At 74.6% G+C, this 15,116-nt stretch carries 13 protein-coding genes; all 13 read right to left on the bottom strand.

Going from position 1 to position 15,116, the window contains the following annotated elements; genetic code table 11:
- Position 1: 1 nt before the first annotated feature.
- Positions 2-1,447, bottom strand: a complete 1,446-nt coding sequence (locus BGP79_RS04155) for a PfkB family carbohydrate kinase (protein WP_076693417.1) — start codon at positions 1,445-1,447, stop codon at positions 2-4.
- Positions 1,444-3,411 (bottom strand): glycosyltransferase, encoded by a 1,968-nt coding sequence (locus tag BGP79_RS16860; RefSeq protein ID WP_076693416.1) that lies wholly within the window; start codon positions 3,409-3,411, stop codon positions 1,444-1,446. Before BGP79_RS16860 ends, BGP79_RS04155 begins: the two co-directional genes overlap by 4 nt.
- Positions 3,408-4,367: a glycosyltransferase gene (locus tag BGP79_RS04145; protein ID WP_076693415.1), complete on the bottom strand. Its 960-nt coding sequence runs from the start codon at positions 4,365-4,367 to the stop codon at positions 3,408-3,410. The genes BGP79_RS16860 and BGP79_RS04145 overlap by 4 nt, the downstream gene beginning before the upstream one ends.
- Entirely contained in the window at positions 4,355-5,479 is a 1,125-nt protein-coding gene (locus BGP79_RS04140; RefSeq protein ID WP_233121097.1) for a glycosyltransferase family 9 protein, read from the bottom strand. Before BGP79_RS04140 ends, BGP79_RS04145 begins: the two co-directional genes overlap by 13 nt.
- A gap of 11 nt (positions 5,480-5,490) precedes the next feature.
- Entirely contained in the window at positions 5,491-7,260 is a 1,770-nt protein-coding gene (locus BGP79_RS04135; RefSeq protein WP_076693414.1) for an HAD-IIIA family hydrolase, read from the bottom strand.
- The gene (locus BGP79_RS04130; protein ID WP_076693413.1) at positions 7,257-8,894 is read right to left on the bottom strand and encodes a carbamoyltransferase C-terminal domain-containing protein; all 1,638 of its coding nucleotides are present in this window, start codon (positions 8,892-8,894) and stop codon (positions 7,257-7,259) included. Before BGP79_RS04130 ends, BGP79_RS04135 begins: the two co-directional genes overlap by 4 nt.
- A gap of 132 nt (positions 8,895-9,026) precedes the next feature.
- On the bottom strand, positions 9,027-10,136 hold the full coding sequence (locus tag BGP79_RS04125; RefSeq protein ID WP_076693412.1) for a zinc-binding dehydrogenase: 1,110 nt from the start codon (positions 10,134-10,136) through the stop codon (positions 9,027-9,029).
- A 109-nt stretch (positions 10,137-10,245) separates the two neighbouring features.
- Positions 10,246-11,133, bottom strand: coding sequence for a polysaccharide pyruvyl transferase family protein (locus BGP79_RS04120; protein WP_083701559.1), 888 nt, complete (start codon positions 11,131-11,133; stop codon positions 10,246-10,248).
- Between the two features lie 144 nt (positions 11,134-11,277).
- A complete protein-coding gene (locus BGP79_RS04115) occupies positions 11,278-12,045 on the bottom strand; it encodes an enoyl-CoA hydratase/isomerase family protein (protein WP_076693411.1) in 768 nt (255 codons plus the stop codon).
- A 126-nt stretch (positions 12,046-12,171) separates the two neighbouring features.
- Entirely contained in the window at positions 12,172-13,353 is a 1,182-nt protein-coding gene (paaE, locus tag BGP79_RS04110) for a 1,2-phenylacetyl-CoA epoxidase subunit PaaE (RefSeq protein WP_076693410.1), read from the bottom strand.
- Complete coding sequence (gene paaD, locus BGP79_RS04105) at positions 13,354-13,887, bottom strand: 1,2-phenylacetyl-CoA epoxidase subunit PaaD (protein ID WP_076693409.1); 534 nt, start codon at positions 13,885-13,887, stop codon at positions 13,354-13,356. It abuts the gene before it with no gap.
- Positions 13,884-14,702, bottom strand: coding sequence for a 1,2-phenylacetyl-CoA epoxidase subunit PaaC (paaC, locus tag BGP79_RS04100; protein WP_076693408.1), 819 nt, complete (start codon positions 14,700-14,702; stop codon positions 13,884-13,886). Before paaC ends, paaD begins: the two co-directional genes overlap by 4 nt.
- An 80-nt stretch (positions 14,703-14,782) precedes the next feature.
- A complete protein-coding gene (gene paaB, locus BGP79_RS04095; RefSeq protein WP_076693407.1) occupies positions 14,783-15,115 on the bottom strand; it encodes a 1,2-phenylacetyl-CoA epoxidase subunit PaaB in 333 nt (110 codons plus the stop codon).
- Position 15,116 lies beyond the last annotated feature (1 nt).

The following is a 15,116-nucleotide window of genomic DNA, read 5'->3' as shown; positions in this document are numbered from 1 at the left end:
GTCAGCGCTCCTGTCCGGCACGCGCGAGAATCGCGCTGGTCGAGCGGCCGGAGAGGTACGGCAGGACCGTGACCCGGCCACCACCCGCGGCCACGACGTCCGCCTCGGGCAGCTGCTCGGGCAGGTAGTCGCCGCCCTTGACCCACACGTCCGGGCGCAGGGCGGCGAGGGCGGCGCGGGGGTCGTCCTCCTCGAAGACGACGACGGCGTCGACGCTGCGCAGCGCGGCGAGCACGCGCGTCCGGTCCGGCGCCGCGACCACCGGCCGGGTCGGCCCCTTGAGCCGCCGCACCGAGTCGTCGGAGTTGAGCAGGACGACGAGGGCGTCGCCGAGGTTGCGGGCCGCGTCCAGGCAGGCAATGTGCCCGGCGTGCAGGACGTCGAAGCAGCCGCCGGTCGCGACGACGGTGCCGCCGGCGGCGCGGACCCGGTCGACCAGGTCGCGCACCTCGGCGGGCAGCGCGGGGTCGGCCGGCCGGACGTCCGCGCGGTCCCGGGCCCGCAGCCCGGCACGGAAGGCAAGGGCACCGCCGGCGGCGACCCACTGACCGGCCGCCTCCACGGCCGCCTCCACCGCGGCGTCGAGCGTACCGCCGGCAGCGAGGGTCAGGGCCGCGGTCGCGGCGAACCGGTCCCCCGCCCCGCACGGGTCGGTGCTCGCGACGGGCGCGGCGGGCACGTGCGTGACGCCGGTGTTCGTGGCCAGGTGCGCGCCGTCGGCGCCGACGGTGACGGCCACGCCGTGCGCCCGCCAGCCCGCCCGCAGGGTGCGGGCCCGGGCGGCGGCATCGCCCGCGTGGTCGGTCTCCCCGGAGGCTGCCGTCGACGTTGCCGCGGGCGTCATCGCCGCCATCGCGGCCTCCGCCTCCGCCGCGTTGGGGGTGATCAGGGTGCAGCCGGGGACGGGGGCGCCGCCCCGCGGATGCGGGTCCCAGACCACGGTGCCGCGGGTCGCGTGCTCGGTCAGGGCGGCCCGCACGACGGCGTCGCGGGTGACCCCGCCGCCGTAGTCGGAGACGAGCACGACGTCGGCCGTCGCGAGCACCGCAGCGAGCGCGGCGGCGTCGACGTCGACCGGCTCTCCCGGACCGCCCTCGTCGACGCGCAGCATCGCCTGCCCCGAGGAACGGATCCGCGTCTTCGTCCGGGTGGGACCGTCGTGGCCGAGCCGGTGCACGGCAATGCCGGGCAGCGCGTCCACGAGCTCCCGGCCCGCCGCGTCGTCCGCGACGGGCGCCACGAGGGTCACGGTGGTGCCGCCGTTTCCCGCCGCACCGCCGTTTCCCGCCCGGCACAGCAGCGCGGTCAGGCCGGCGCCCCCGGGGCTGGAGAGCACCTGCTCGACGTCGACGACCGGCACCGGCGCGTCCGGGCTCAGCCGGGTGCTCGTGCCGACGAGGTCGCGGTCGAGCATGACGTCGCCGACGACGACGAGGTGCGGGCTCATCCGGCGTCCGCCTCGACCAGCACGGCGTCGTCGGGCTCGGCGTCGGGCTCGGCATGTGCGGACGCGACGACCGGCGCCTCCTCGGGTACCGCGGCGACCATCGGCACGTCGACGGCCACCGGCGCCACGGCGTGCCGGGCGTCGACCGCCGCGCAGACCGCGTGCAGGAGCATCAGGTGCATCTCCTGGACCACCGAGGTGCTGGTCGCGTCGACCGTGAGCGCCTCGTCGGCCGCGTCGGCGAGCGGGTTGGGGCCGGGCCCGGTCAGCGCCCACACGTGCATGCCCCCCGCGCGGGCCCGTTCGGCCGCGGCGATGATGTTGGGGCTGCGGCCGCTCGTGGAGAGCAGGACGACGACGTCGCCGGGCCGTCCGTGGGCCTGCACCTGCCGCGCGAACACCTCGCTGATCCCGTAGTCGTTGCCGATCGCGGTGAGGCTGGAGGTCTCGGCGGACAGGCACAGCGCGGAGAGCGGCGTCCGCTCGTCCTCGAAGCGGCCCACCAGTTCGGCGGTGAAGTGCTGCGCCTCGGCCGCGCTGCCGCCGTTGCCGGCCACGAGCACCCGGCCGCCGCGGCCGAGCAGGGCCGCCAGCTGAGCGCCCCAGCGGTCGACGACATCGGCGTGATCGGCGGCGTCCGTGACGGCGCGCTGCAGTTCGGCCAGGTGATCGGTGATCCACTCGCGCGTGCCCGTCCGGGGGCGGTGCTGCCGGTCCCCGTGGGCGCGCAGCACTCGGTCGTAGACCGTCTCGGTGCTCTCGGCGACCCGGTCCCAGCCGAACAGCCGCTCGACCCGGTCCCGGCCGGCGCGGCCCATCCGGGCGGCGAACTCACGGTCCCCGAGGACCCGCCGCAGGGCGACCGCTGTCGCGGTCACGTCGCGCGGGGGCACGAGCAGGCCGGTGACGCCGTCCTCCACACTGTCCAGCAGACCGCCCACGGCCGAGCCGACGACGGGCCGCCCGCAGGCCGCCGCCTCGAGCGGGACCATGCCGAACGGCTCGTACCAGGGGGTGCAGGCGACGACGTCGGCGGCGGCCAGCAGCGCCGCGGCACCCGTGCGATCCACCCGGCCATGGAGGACGACCCGGTCCTCGATGCCGAGCTCACGGGCGAGGGCGGTGAGCCGGACGACCTCGGGGTCGTCGTCGAGATCAGCCACGTCAGGGCCGCCGGCGATGTGCAGGACGGCACTGCTCAGGACGGAGCTGCTCGGGTCGGAGCTGCTGAGATCGTCCGTTCCGGAGCCTGGCAGCGCCGCCAGTGCGGCGAGCACGGTGTCGACGCCCTTGCGTTCGACCAGCCGGCCCAGCGCGACGATGCGGGCCGGCTCCCCGTCCTCGTGGGGCGGCGGGTCCGTGGGGGCGAACGCGCTCAGGTCGACGCCGCACGGGACGACGGCCACCCGCTCGGGGTCGGCACCGAGGGCGATCAGCTCGCGCTTCTCGTCCTCGCACGTGGCCAGCACGGCGTCGGCCCCGGCGAGCAGGGCGGTCTCCGCGGCGAGCCGGTGGGCGGGGCTGGTGTCGGCGAGGCCCTGGTGGCGGCGCTTGACGGCGCCGAGGGCGTGGAAGGTCTGGACGAGCGGCAGCTGCAGCGCGTCCGCGGCCCGGCGCGCGGCCAGCCCGGACATCCAGAAGTGGGCGTGCACCAGGTCCGGCGCCCCGTCGGCGATCCAGGTCCGGGTCAGCCAGCGGCCGAACTCGTCCATGAACGGGGCCAGCTCGTCCTTGGGCAGGGTGCGGGCCGGGCCAGCGGGCACATGGAACACCCGCACGCCCGGCGCCAGCTCTACGGCGTCGGGCAGACCGGCGTCGTCCCGGCGGGTGTAGACGGTGACGGTGTGGCCACGGCCCGCCAGCGCGGTGGCCAGCTGGGCGACGTGCACGTTCTGCCCGCCGGCGTCGACGCCGCCGAGGGCGGCCAGGGGGCTGGCGTGTTCGGACACCATGGCGATCTTCATCGGCTCACCTTTCCCAGGAGGTCGTCCCAGTCGGTCAGGAAGCGGTCGAGGCCGTAGTGGGCCAGCGCGTGCGCGCGGCCCGCGGCCCCGGCGGCCCGCGCCTCGTCCGGCTCGTCGAGCCACCGGCGTGCCTGCGCGGCGAGGGCGGTCAGGTCGTTGGTCAGCAGGCCGGCGTCCGCGGGCACCGCGCGCGGCCCCTCGGTCGTGGAGAGTCCGAGCACGGGCAGCCCGAGCATCATCGTCTCGATCAGGGCGAGGCCCAGGCTCGTCCACCGGTACGGGTGCAGGTACGCGCGGTGACTGCCGAGCGCGTCGTGCAGCCGGTGCTGCGGGTAGTTCTCGTGCAGGGTCCAGCGCCGGCCGGGTGCGGACGCGGCGAGGGCGTCCATGCCCATCCCGTAAACGTCGACGGGCAGGTCGACGGCGAGATCGGTGACGATGTCGGTGCCGGCCACCCGGCCGCGGCGCACCGGCTCGTTGACGACGACGGCCAGCGACGCGGCGTCCCCGGTGTACCGGGCGCCCGGGTCGATCACGCCGTGCTCGATCACGGCCGTCGGCGCGGTCCCGTTGTCCCACATCACGTGGTTGAAGTGGGTGACGTGGACGATCGGGATGGCCGTCTGGTCCGCGAGCGGATGCCGGGAGGTGACGGCATGGCCGCGCGGGGCGTCGTGCTCGACGTAGACGGCGGGCAGGTCGCGGCCGGGGCGGCGTCCGGTCCAGCGTTCGGCCAGCTCGATCTCCTCGGGCCGCTGCAGGACGACGAGATCGATCGCCGTGTCCGCGAGCTCCTCGGGGCTCAGCTCGACGGCGTTCTCCGGCCAGTCCCAGGTCTGGGCGCGGCCGAGCCCGTCGCGGCTCCGGTCGGGCAGCACCGGCAGCAGGTAGGTGTGCCGGCCCTGGACGAAGGCCGTCGACCAGGAGCCGTGGACGTGCCAGGTCAGGATGCGCACGGGGACACCTCCTCGGTCGTAATCTCCGTGATGGTCGTGGTGGTCCGGTTCGTGGTCAGCGCGGCGACCGCGGTGACCACCTCGGCGGCGCTGACGTCGCTCAGGCACGGGTGGCCCGGCACCGGGCACTCCCGCGCCCGGGTGTCACGGCAGGCGGCGTGCTGGTCGCCGAGCACGATGGTCGGCACCCCGTGGGGCGCCCAGCGTTGCGCGGGGACCACCGGGGAGAACAGGCTGACGACGGGCGTCCCGACGGCCGCCGCGAGGTGGGCGGGCCCGGTGTTGCCGACGACGACGCACGCGGCGGCGTCGAGCACGGCCGCCAGTTCGGCCAGCGACGTGCGGCCGGCGATGTCGACGATCGTGGCGTCGGGAGCGGTTGCCAGCGCCTGCGCGACGACGTCGGCGCAGCGAGCGGCCTCGGCGGGGCCGCCGGTGACGACGACCGTCCGGCCTGCGGCGGCCAGGCCCGCGGCCATCGTCGCGGCGTGCTCGGTGGTCAGCGCGCGCGACGGCACGGAGGCGCCGGGGTGCAGCACGACGAAGCCGCCGTCGTCATTCCCGGAACCGCCGGCGGGCAGCAACCCGTCGGGCAGCAGCCTCTCGGGAACGGCGGGCAGCGGCCGGCGCACCGCGAGCGCGGTGCCGCCCGGTCCGGGGTCCGGGGCACCCGCGGCGAGCGCCAGGGCGAGCGCGGCCTCGGACTCGTGGCCGCCGCCCGGGGGCGCGTCCCGCCGGTGCCGGACGTCCAGGAGGGAGCCGGGATAGTCCTCGCTGGTCGCGGCGATCCGGCCGATGCCGGCGAGCCGGCAGAGCAGCGCCATCGGCAGCGGGCTCTGGTGGAATGAGGTGAAGATGACCGCGGTCTCGTGGTGCCGTGCGGCGAGGTCCTCGACCAGCGCGCGGGTGGCGTCGGCGTCGACCGCGGGCGGCGCGAAACCGGACCACGGAGCGTCGAAGACGAGCACGTCGGCGACCTCGGGCAGCAGCTGGCCGGCGGCCGCCCCGGACGGGGACGCGAGCAGGTCGACCTCGCCGAGCCGCGCGAGCGCGCGGATGGCCGGGCCGGTCAGCAGCACGTCGCCGTCGGAGTCGAGGCGCACCGCGAGCACGCGACCCACCGTCAGGCCCCCGCCCGCACGGTCGCCGGCTCCGCGTCGGCGTACGCCGTGCCGGAGAGGGTCACCCGGCTGCCCAGTGCTTGGGTGACGGCGTCGAGCAGGTCGGTCGCGACGGCCGGGGCGGCGTCGACCTCGGCGGGCAGCGTGACGTCGGTGGGGACGAGGATGCCGCGCGCCCCGGCCGCCTGGGCGGCCTCGACGTCGGCGCCGATGTCCCCGATCATCACGCACTCGGCCGGGTCGACGCCGAGGTCGGCCGCGGCCGCGGTGATCAGCCCGGGCCGCGGCTTGCGGCAGGCGCAGTCGTCCTCGGGAGCGTGCGGGCACACGCGGACGGTGTCGAAAGGCGCGGTGGTGAAAGGCGCGGTGTCGTCGCCACCCAGCAGCTCGCCGACGCGCGCGTTGACGGCGTCCACCTGCTCCCGGGTGAGCAGGCCGCGGCCGATGCCGGACTGGTTGCTGACCAGCCCGATCGGCAGACCGGCCGCCCGGACCCGGCGGACCGCCTCCACCGCGCCGGGCATCAGCTCGACCCGGTCGGGGTCGCCGTTGTAGGGCACGTCCCGCACGAGGGTGCCGTCACGGTCGAACAGGACGGCGCGGACGGGTCGGGGCCAGGGCCCCGTGCCGCGGTGGGCGGCGATGCCGCGCACGTGGTGGGCGACGGCCGCGGCAGGGATGGTGGCACTGGTCAGCGCCATCCGCGTCAGTTCGTCGCGGTACCCGGGCTCGCCGGGACGCGGGCCCGGATTCATCCGCAGGCGCAGGAACCGGCCGGTCAGTCCGGTCCAGGCCAGGACGCCGGCCGCCGCGGTGGCCAGGCCGGCACGCCTGACGAGGGCGCGTCCGGCGGTCGCGTCCGCGGTCGGCACCGACCGGGCGATCGCCCCACCGGCGAGTCCGTCGAGGGCGACGGCGGCCCCGAGCACACCGGTCGCCGCAGCCGCGACGGTCGCGACGTGCCAGCGGAACCCACCGCCGGGCGCCTCGGCACGGTCGCGCCACTGCGGGCCGTGCAGCCGACGCATCAGGGCGTCGTCGGCGTTGCCGGCCTGCACCCGGTGGCTGACCCACGCGTCGGCGGGCCGCACCGGGTGGATGATGGACCGCTGCCCGTGGCGCAGCGTCCAGCCGGCGTCGCGGACGCGCAGGGCAAGATCGGCGTCCTCCCGGAAGGCGCGCGGGAACCGCTCGTCGAAGCCGCCCACCTGCGCCAGGGCAAGGACGCGGTAGGCCATGTCCGCGGTCGCCCAGTCCGCGACCATCAGGCCCGCGGTGTTGCGCTCCCAGTCGGTGGGGCGACGGTCCGCGGGCAGCGGGACGTGGATGCGGCCCTGCGTGGCCGCGTCACCGGGGCCGCAGGAGGCGAGGTCGGCGGCGAGGCCGTCCGCCCAGCCGGCGGGCAGCTCGACGTCGTCGTCCAGGAAGGCGATCCAGTCCGCCCCGGTGCGGGCCGCGACCCGCCAGCCCCGGTTGCGGGCGGCGGCCGGACCGCGGCCGTATCCCCGCACGACGGTCAGGGGGACGTCCAGGTCGTCGGCAGGAGCGAACCCGGGGGTCAGACCGGGCACGTCACCACGCCGGTCGTCGACCACGACGACGGCGGTCGGCGCCGTCACCCGGCTGGCGGCGGTGCCATCGGACGACGCGGTGCCCTCGAACTGCGCGGCCAGCGTGTCCAGCAGCCGCTGCAGGGTCGGACGGCCGACCGAGGGGATCACGACGGCGTACGAGGGCGCGGCGGACCGCGCTCCGGGGACCGGGGCCGTCAAGGGGCCGCCCGGAAGAGGTCGGTGCGGCGCACGAGGTGCGGGCCCAGAACCAGCACCGCCACAGGGGCGGAACCGAAGAGTTCGAGGGCGTCACGGGGATCGTCGACCATCGGCCGGCCGGCGGTGTTCAGCGACGTGTTGACGACCACGGGCACCCCGGTGCGCTCGTCGAAGGCCCGCAGCAGGGCGGCGATGCCGGCGTTGTCCTCGTCGGTGACCGTCTGGATCCGCGCGGTCCCGTCCACGTGCGTGACGGTGGGGATCTTCTCCCGCCAGGGCTCGGCGACGTCGTGCACGAACAGCATGTACGGGCTGGGGATGGGTCCCCCGCTGAAGATCTCGCTCGCGCGGTCGGCGAGGACCATGGGCGCCACCGGCCGGAACTGCTCGCGGCCCTTGACGTCGTTGAGCCGTTCCAGGTTCTCGGCGTGGATCGGGTTGGCGATCAGGGAGCGGCGGCCGAGCGCGCGGGGCCCGAACTCGCTGCGCCCGTCGAACCAGGCGACGACGCCGTTGTCCGCGAGCACGTCCGCCACCTCGCCGGCGAGGTCCGCCGGCGTCGTGAACGGCACCTGCGCCGTGGTCAGCCAGTTCGCCAGCTCGTCGTCCGTCCAGCTGCGGCCGAGCGCGGCCGTCGGGGCGGGCACGATCGTGTCGCCACCCTCGGCGGCCAGGTGCAGGGCCGCGCCGAGCGCGGTGCCGGAGTCCCCCGCCGCGGGCTGGACCCACACGTCGTCGAACGGCGACTCCCGCCAGATCCGCGAGTTGGCCACGCAGTTCAGCGCGGTGCCGCCGGCCATGGTCAGGTACCGGTCCCCCGTCTGCCCGTGCAGCCAGGTGGCCAGGTCGACGAGGGTCTCCTCGACGACGGCCTGGACGGAGGCGGCGAGGTCGGCGTGGTCGCCGCCCCAGGTGCCGTCGTCGATGCGCGCCGGAGCGAACCGGTTCCAGTCCGGCGCCTGAGCGCGGAACCCGCCGTCGCCGGTGGCGTGCACGATCTCCCGCAGGTCGTCGAGGAAGCGCGGCGTGCCGTAGGAGGCGAGCGCCATCACCTTGAACTCGTCGCTGGACCGCTCGAAGCCCAGGTGCCCGGTCAGCGACTCGTAGAGCAGGCCGAGCGAGTCCGGCAGTTCCTGGCGGTGCAGGATCTCCAGTCTGCCGTTCTCGTACCGGCCGGCCAGGTGCGAGTGGGCCTCACCGCGACCGTCGACGACGAGGACGCTGCCGGTCGGGTACGGGCCGGCGAGCCCCGAGGACGCGGCGTGCGCCACGTGGTGCTGGACGTAGTGGACGCGGCTCGGGTCCAGGCCCGGCAGCGCCTCGGCGAGGAAGCCGGGGGCGCGGCGGGCGTAGTCGACCCGGATGGGGTCGTAGGGGTCGTCGGGGATGTCCGCCGCGATCGCGGGATCGAACGAGTAGCCGACCGCGTCGAGGTCCTCGGGCCGCAGGCCGGCCTCGCGCAGCACCCAGCGCATCGCCTGCTCGGGCAGTTCCCAGGCCGAGAACGGCACCGGTCGTTTGCCGTGCTTGCGCCGGGAGAACCGCTCCTCCTCTGCGGCGGCGACCACGTGCCCGTCGACGACCAGGGCCGCTGCGGGATCGTGGAAGATCGCGTTCACTCCGAGAACCTTCATGTTCCGCAGTGTACTGACGATCAGCCTGCTGCATAACCGCTTCCGGAAGCGGTTGTCCGATTGGACAAGTGCTTCCCGGGTCCGCCCGGGCCCGGGAAGGCGAGTGTCAGGGGCGCAGAGTCAAGCGCAGCGTCACCCTCCCGGCGTGAGCGTGACGACGGCGCGGCCGCGGATGCGCCGGTCGGCCAGGTCGCGGTAGGCCTGTCCGGCGTCGGCGAACGCGTACCGGTCGGTGACGAGCTCGTCGAGCCGGATGCGCCCGTCGGCCACCAGGTCGAGCACGGCCGGCATGTCCTGCGAGGCGCGGGCGCCAAAGGAGCCGAGGATCTGGATCTTCCGGCGGACGACCCGTGCAATGTCGAACTGCGCCTCCACCCCCACCGGGGCGATCCCGACGAGCACCACCCGGCCGCCGTCGTCGACCACGTCGACCGCGGTGCGCACGGTCGGCGCGCTGCCGAAGGCCTCGAACGCGACGTCGACCCCGTGCCCGTCGGTGAGGCCACGGACCGCCTCGAGGGCGTCCTCGGTGCGCGAGTTGACGGTGTCGGTCGCGCCGACCCGCCGGGCGAGCGCGAGCTTCTCGTCGTCGATGTCGATCGCGATCACCCGGGAGGCACCGTGCGCGGCCGCCATCTGGATGATGTTCAGGCCGATGCCGCCCGCGGCGACGACGGCGACCGTGTCCCCCGCGGTCACCTTCCCGACGTTGTGGACGGCGCCGTAGCTGGTGAACACGCTGCATCCCAGGACGGCGGCCGCATCGAGCGGGATCGCGTCCGGGAGCCGGAAGACGGCCGTGGCGGGCACGACCGCGTGCTCGGCGAGCCCGGCCATCGAGTACATCGCGATCGGGGTGCCGTCCTCGGCGGAGAGCCGGGTCGAGCCGTCGTACAGCTGCCCCTTGAGCCGGTTCTTCGCGAAGAACGTCTCGCACAGGTCCTCGTGGCCGCGGTCGCACTGCCGGCAGGACCCGCACGGCATGATGAAGCTGCAGACGACCCGGTCGCCGACGTCCAGACCCGTCACGCCGTCGCCGAGCGTCTCGACCCACCCGGAGATCTCGTGCCCCAGCACGCACGGCGTCGGGAACGCGACCTCGCCCTTGATGACGTGCAGGTCGGTGTGGCAGACCCCGCAGGCGGCGACGCGGACGCCCACCTCCCCGGCCTTCGGCGGGTCCAGGGCGACGTCGCCCTCCCGCAGGTCGGTGCCGACGGTGTCCAGGACGTGTGCTCGCATGCCGTCTCCTCGCGTTGATGATCGTGAGGACCACTGTCCCCGAACACGGCGCCGAGGTCGAGGGACGACACCCGATCCGGTGTCGCGGCAGGGACGGCTCAGCCGCAGGTCAGACGAGCGCGGCCAGCAACCGGTCCAGTTGCACGTCGCCGGCGGCCGGCCAGGCGGCACGCTCGCGAGCGGCGGCGCGGCCCGCCTCGGAGAGGCACCAGTCCAGATGGGCGGTGAGGGCGGCGGTGCCGGCGTCCTCCGTGGTCACGAGCGCGGGCCAGTCCCAGGCGCGGGCCTGGGCGGTGACCTTGCCGCCGCCGGCGACCGGGTCGATCGCCACGACGGGCACCCCCTGCCGCAGCGCGAGCGCGAGCCCGTGCATCCGCATGCTGACGACGGCGTCGACGCGGCCGAGCACCGCGTCGACCTGGGCGGCACCGGTCGGCAGCCGCCAGTCCCGCGGGTCCAGCCGGGTGTCCAGGGGCAGCAGGGCGGCGTCGAGACCGCGCAGCCAGTCCGTGAGGACGGCGGTGACCGACTCGTGGCGGCGAGCGGAGCCGTACTCCCCCTGCTCGCCGGTGAGGTAGACCCCGAGGACGGGCACCCGCTCCGGCGCCGGCGCGATCCGCGAGGCGAGGTCGCGGTGCGGGTCGGCGCCCGGGGCGTCCCGCGGGATGACGGTGTGGAAGCCGGCCGTCACGGGGTCGTCGTGGTCCAGGACGCTGACGCCGACGGCGATCCGGGTGGCGTGGGCGAACGCCTCGTGCAGCTGGGCGATCGGGGTACCCGTGGCGGGGCCGCAGCAGAAGACCAGGTGCGAGTAGGCGCCGGGGTCGGCATCGGTCAGCGCGAGCCCGTCCGCGGGGCGCATGACGGCGCTCCAGGCGACGTCGTGGGCGATGCCGGCGGTCTCGAGGGCGTCCGTGACGGCACGCATGGCCAGGACGTCACCGGCGGTCGCCTCGCCGTGCTCGACGCTGGACCAACCGACCACGAGTGCACGCATGATTCCGAGCGTATCGGCGCGGCGGGCGCGGCCGGACGTGGGGTGACGCTTCTCTCGTCCCGGATCGCGTCGCGCGCGAGCGCGTCCCGTCAGCCGCCCGGGCCGGCGCCGGGGCCCGTCGGGGGCACAGGAGGACGCAAGGGCTCAGCCGTGGAAGACGGGGGTGCGCTTCTGCTGGAAGGCGCTGAAGCCCTCGGCGTAGTCGGCCGTGCGGCACAGGTCGCCCTGAGCCGTGTTCTCGGCGGTGATGGAGTCCCACAGGCCGAGCCGCTCGTCGCGGATCTGCGCCACGAGTGCCTTGGAGGCGCGGAACGCGCCGGTGGCCCCGGTGGCGACCTTCGCCACGGTCGCCCGCGTCGTCTCCAGCAGGTCCTCGGCGGGCATCGCGCGGCTGAACAGCCCCGAGGCGACGGCGTCGGCGCCGCTCATCAACTCGGCGGTGTAGATCAGGTCCAGGGTCCGGTGGGCGCCGAGGCGCTCGGTGAACAGCCAGTGGCCGCCGGAGTCGAGCGTCGCGCCGAGGTTGGCGAACGGCGAGCCGATCTTCGCGGTGTCGGCGACGTAGACGACGTCCGTGGCGACGAGCAGGCCGAGGCCGACGCCGAGGGCCGCGCCCTGCACGGCGGCGAAGGTCGGGGCGGGGAAGGCACTCATCTCGCGCAGCACCGGGGTGACGACGTCGGCGAGGAAGCCCAGCGCGTCGTCGGTGGCGGGTTCGACGCCGGAGATGTCCCGGCCGGCGCAGAAACCGCGGCCCTCACCGCGCAGCAGCAGGGCGCGCACGTCGGCCGCGGCCGCGTCGGCGTACGCCTGCCGCAGCTCCCCCAGCGCCGTCTCGTCCAGGGCGTTCATCTTCTGCGGCGCGTTCAGCACCACCTCGGCGACGTCGTCGGCGATGGACAGCTCGATCACGGGCACACTCCTGCGGGTCGAAGGGACGGCGGCGGGAAAGCGGTGGATCGCCAGCTCCTCGATACATGTTCCATCCGGCGCGTTGCGGGTCCTCCGGTGAACATCTGGTGGCGAGCTGGCGCGGGCTCAGGCGTCGTAGTCGACGGTGACCGTGTCCGAGGTGGGCCGGGACTGGCAGGTGAGCACGTAGCCACGCTCCACCTCGTCGGCCTCGAGGGCGTAGTTCTCGTCCATGTCGACGGTGCCGGAGACGACCTTCGCGCGGCACGTGCCGCAGACTCCGCCCGCGCAGGCGAACGGCACGTCGCCGCGCACGCGCAGGGCGGCGTTGAGGATGGTCTCGCGAGCGCTGCGGGGGCTCTTGACCGCGCCGTGCAGGCCGTCGAGGTTGAACTCGATCTCGTAGTTCGCACCCTCGGGGTCCTCGACCACGGGTCGGCCGGCGTTCGCTTCGGGGCCGCCCTCGGGCCGGCCGGTGGTGAACAGCTCGAAGCGGACCTTCGACGCCGGGACGTCCCGCTCGGCGAGGGTGTCGCGGGCCAGCTGGACGAGGTCGAACGGCCCGCACAGGAACCACTCGTCGACGAGGGGGGTGCGGACGACGGAGTCGACGATCGTGGTCAGCTTCTCGGCGTCGATGCGGCCGGTCAGCAGCGGGGAGATCCGCTGCTCGCGGGAGAGCACGTGGTGCAGCGCGAGCCGCGTCGGGTACCGGTCCTTCAGGTCGGCGAGTTCCTCGAGGAACATCACGTCCTGCGCGGACCGGTTGGCATACACCAGGTCAAAGCTGGCCTGCGGGTTGCGCTTGAGGACGGCTCGCGCGATCGCGATCACCGGGGTGATGCCCGAGCCGGCGGCGATCCCCACGTAACTGGCACGGCCGGCGTCGGCGACCTCGTCGCCGATGGCCTCGGGGTCGTTCAGGCCGGTCAGGGCGTGCTGGGAGATGAACGCGCCCTGCGGGCTCATCACCTCAAGGGTGTCCCCGGCCGTCAGGTCGCTCGTGGCCCAGGTGGAGAACACGCCACCGAGGTCCTTCTTGATGCCGACCTTGATCCGGGAGCTGCCGTCGTCGAAGGTGGTCGGCTCGGCGCAGATCGAGTAGCTGCGGCGCACCTCGCGGCCGTCGATCTCGGTGCGCAGGGCCACGTACTGGCCGGGGACGTAGTCGTACTGCGGCGCCAGATCGGCCGGGACGGCGAAGGTGACCTCGACGGCGTCGGCGGTCAGCCGGCGCACCTCGCTGACGGTGAGCGGATGGAACGAGGCCCGCTTCTTCGCGGGGGCATCGTCGGTCGTCGCGGTCATCTAGAGCACCTTGAAGTAGTCGAACGGTTCCTGGCAGTCGTTGCAGACGTAGAGCGCCTTGCACGACGTCGAGCCGAAGCGGGTGACCTCCCGGGTCCGCAGCGAGGCGCAGCGCGGGCACTTCACGCTCAGGGCCAGCCGGATGGGGCCGGACGCGGCGGCGCGGCCCGACGGCGGGGCGATGCCGTACTCGGTCAGCTTCGCCTTCCCGTCCTCGCTCATCCAGTCCGTGGTCCAGGCGGGGCTCAGGGAGAAGTCGACGTGCACGTGCCGGTAGCCGTGGGCGGTCAGTGCCGTCACCAGGTCGTCGCGGATGGTGTCCATCGCGGGGCAGCCCGAGTAGGTCGGCGTGATGGTGACGCGAGCGGTGCCCCCGTCGCCGGCGGCCGCGTCGAAGCCCGCGTCGCGCAGGATGCCGAGGTCCTCGATGGTCAGCACCGGGATCTCGGGGTCGCACACGGTCGCGGCGATGTCCCAGACCTGCCGGTCCGCGTCGGTGCTCACGGTGCCGCGGTCGATCGTCGCGGCGCTCACCAGGTGGCCCCCGGGTGCTTCCGCGCCAGCGACTGCATCTCGGCCAGGATGTAACCGAGCTGCTCGTGCGCCTCGCCGCGGCGGCCGCCGGTGCTGCTGGGCTGGACGTCGGGCACCGTCAGCTCGGCTTGCGCGAACACGGCGGCGATGTCGGCGTCGAAACCGGCCCTCAGCTCGGACGGGCGGACCGCGATGCCCTCGAGCTCGTCGATCAGCGCGTCGTCCTCGAACAACTCCGCCACATACGGCCACACGACGGAGAGGCCGTGCTCGAGCCGGCGCCGCGACTCCTCGGTGCCGAGCGCGAGGCGGAGCACCCACTGGGCGGCGTGGTCGCGGTGGTAGTCGACCTCCTTGAGCGCCTTCGCGGCGATCGCGGCGAGGGTGGTGTCGGCAGACGCGGCGAGCCGCGTGTACAGGCCGTGCTGGTAGCAGGCGATGACGAGCTGGCGGGCGATGGTCTGCCCGAAGTCTCCGTTCTCCAGCGCCACGATCCAGGCGTTGCGGAACTCCTCCTCATCGCGGAAGTAGGCGAGATCGTCCTCGCTCTTGCCCCACGCACTTCCGGCGTAGGTGAGGAAGGAGCGCGCGTGCCCGATCTGATCGAGGGCGATGTTGCCGAGCGCCATGTCCTCCTCGAGCTCGGGGGCCCGCGAGATCCACCAGCCCAGGCGCTGGGCGAGGATCAGGGCGTCGTCACCCAGTCGCAGCGCGTACTGGGCGACCGGCTCGGGGGCGGTGGCACCGGACGCGGCGATGTCCTCGGGGGTGAGGGCGTCGCCGACGGAGATCCGGGTGGCGGAGTCGTTGGACATGCGGGTTCCTCGATGTCGGTGGAGGGGTGCGGCTCTGAACGGGTGGAGTTTCTTGGGACGCGGCGATGCGCCCCCGGACGTCAGAGGTGCTTCACGCCCTCGCTGCGCGTGTAGTAGGTGGCGTGGCGGTAGGCCTTGCCGGCGGCGGACTCGAAGAAGGCGCCCTTGGCGTCCGGGTCCGAGGCGGTGATGGCGTCCGCGGGCACGACCCACACGGACGTGCCCTCGTTGCGGCGGGTGTAGAGGTCGCGCCCGTTGCGGACGGCCATCGTGGCATCCGGAGCGTGCAGGGAGCCGGCGTGCACGTGGGACAGGCCGCGGGACGGCCGGACGAACACCTCCCACAGGGGCCACTCGCGGGTGTCCTGCTGCTCGGCGCTGTTGTGCTGCCCGGCGTCGTCCTGCTTCGCCATG

It is taken from the genome of Tersicoccus sp. Bi-70, from assembly GCF_001968825.1.
Classification (GTDB): Bacteria; Actinomycetota; Actinomycetes; order Actinomycetales; family Micrococcaceae; genus Tersicoccus.
Note: the sequence above shows the minus strand (reverse complement) of the source record. Positions and strands in the feature narration are given on the sequence as shown.

What these genes read in the sequence shown, in the direction of transcription:
- BGP79_RS04125 (WP_076693412.1), bottom strand. Translation starts at nt 10,136, where the DNA reads ATGCGAGCACACGTCCTGGACACCGTCGGCACCGACCTGCGGGAGGGC.
- paaB (WP_076693407.1), bottom strand. Translation starts at nt 15,115, where the DNA reads ATGGCGAAGCAGGACGACGCCGGGCAGCACAACAGCGCCGAGCAGCAG.
- BGP79_RS16860 (WP_076693416.1), bottom strand. Translation starts at nt 3,411, where the DNA reads ATGAAGATCGCCATGGTGTCCGAACACGCCAGCCCCCTGGCCGCCCTC.
- BGP79_RS04155 (WP_076693417.1), bottom strand. Translation starts at nt 1,447, where the DNA reads ATGAGCCCGCACCTCGTCGTCGTCGGCGACGTCATGCTCGACCGCGAC.
- paaE (WP_076693410.1), bottom strand. Translation starts at nt 13,353, where the DNA reads ATGACCGCGACGACCGACGATGCCCCCGCGAAGAAGCGGGCCTCGTTC.
- BGP79_RS04120 (WP_083701559.1), bottom strand. Translation starts at nt 11,133, where the DNA reads ATGCGTGCACTCGTGGTCGGTTGGTCCAGCGTCGAGCACGGCGAGGCG.
- paaC (WP_076693408.1), bottom strand. Translation starts at nt 14,702, where the DNA reads ATGTCCAACGACTCCGCCACCCGGATCTCCGTCGGCGACGCCCTCACC.
- BGP79_RS04130 (WP_076693413.1), bottom strand. Translation starts at nt 8,894, where the DNA reads ATGAAGGTTCTCGGAGTGAACGCGATCTTCCACGATCCCGCAGCGGCC.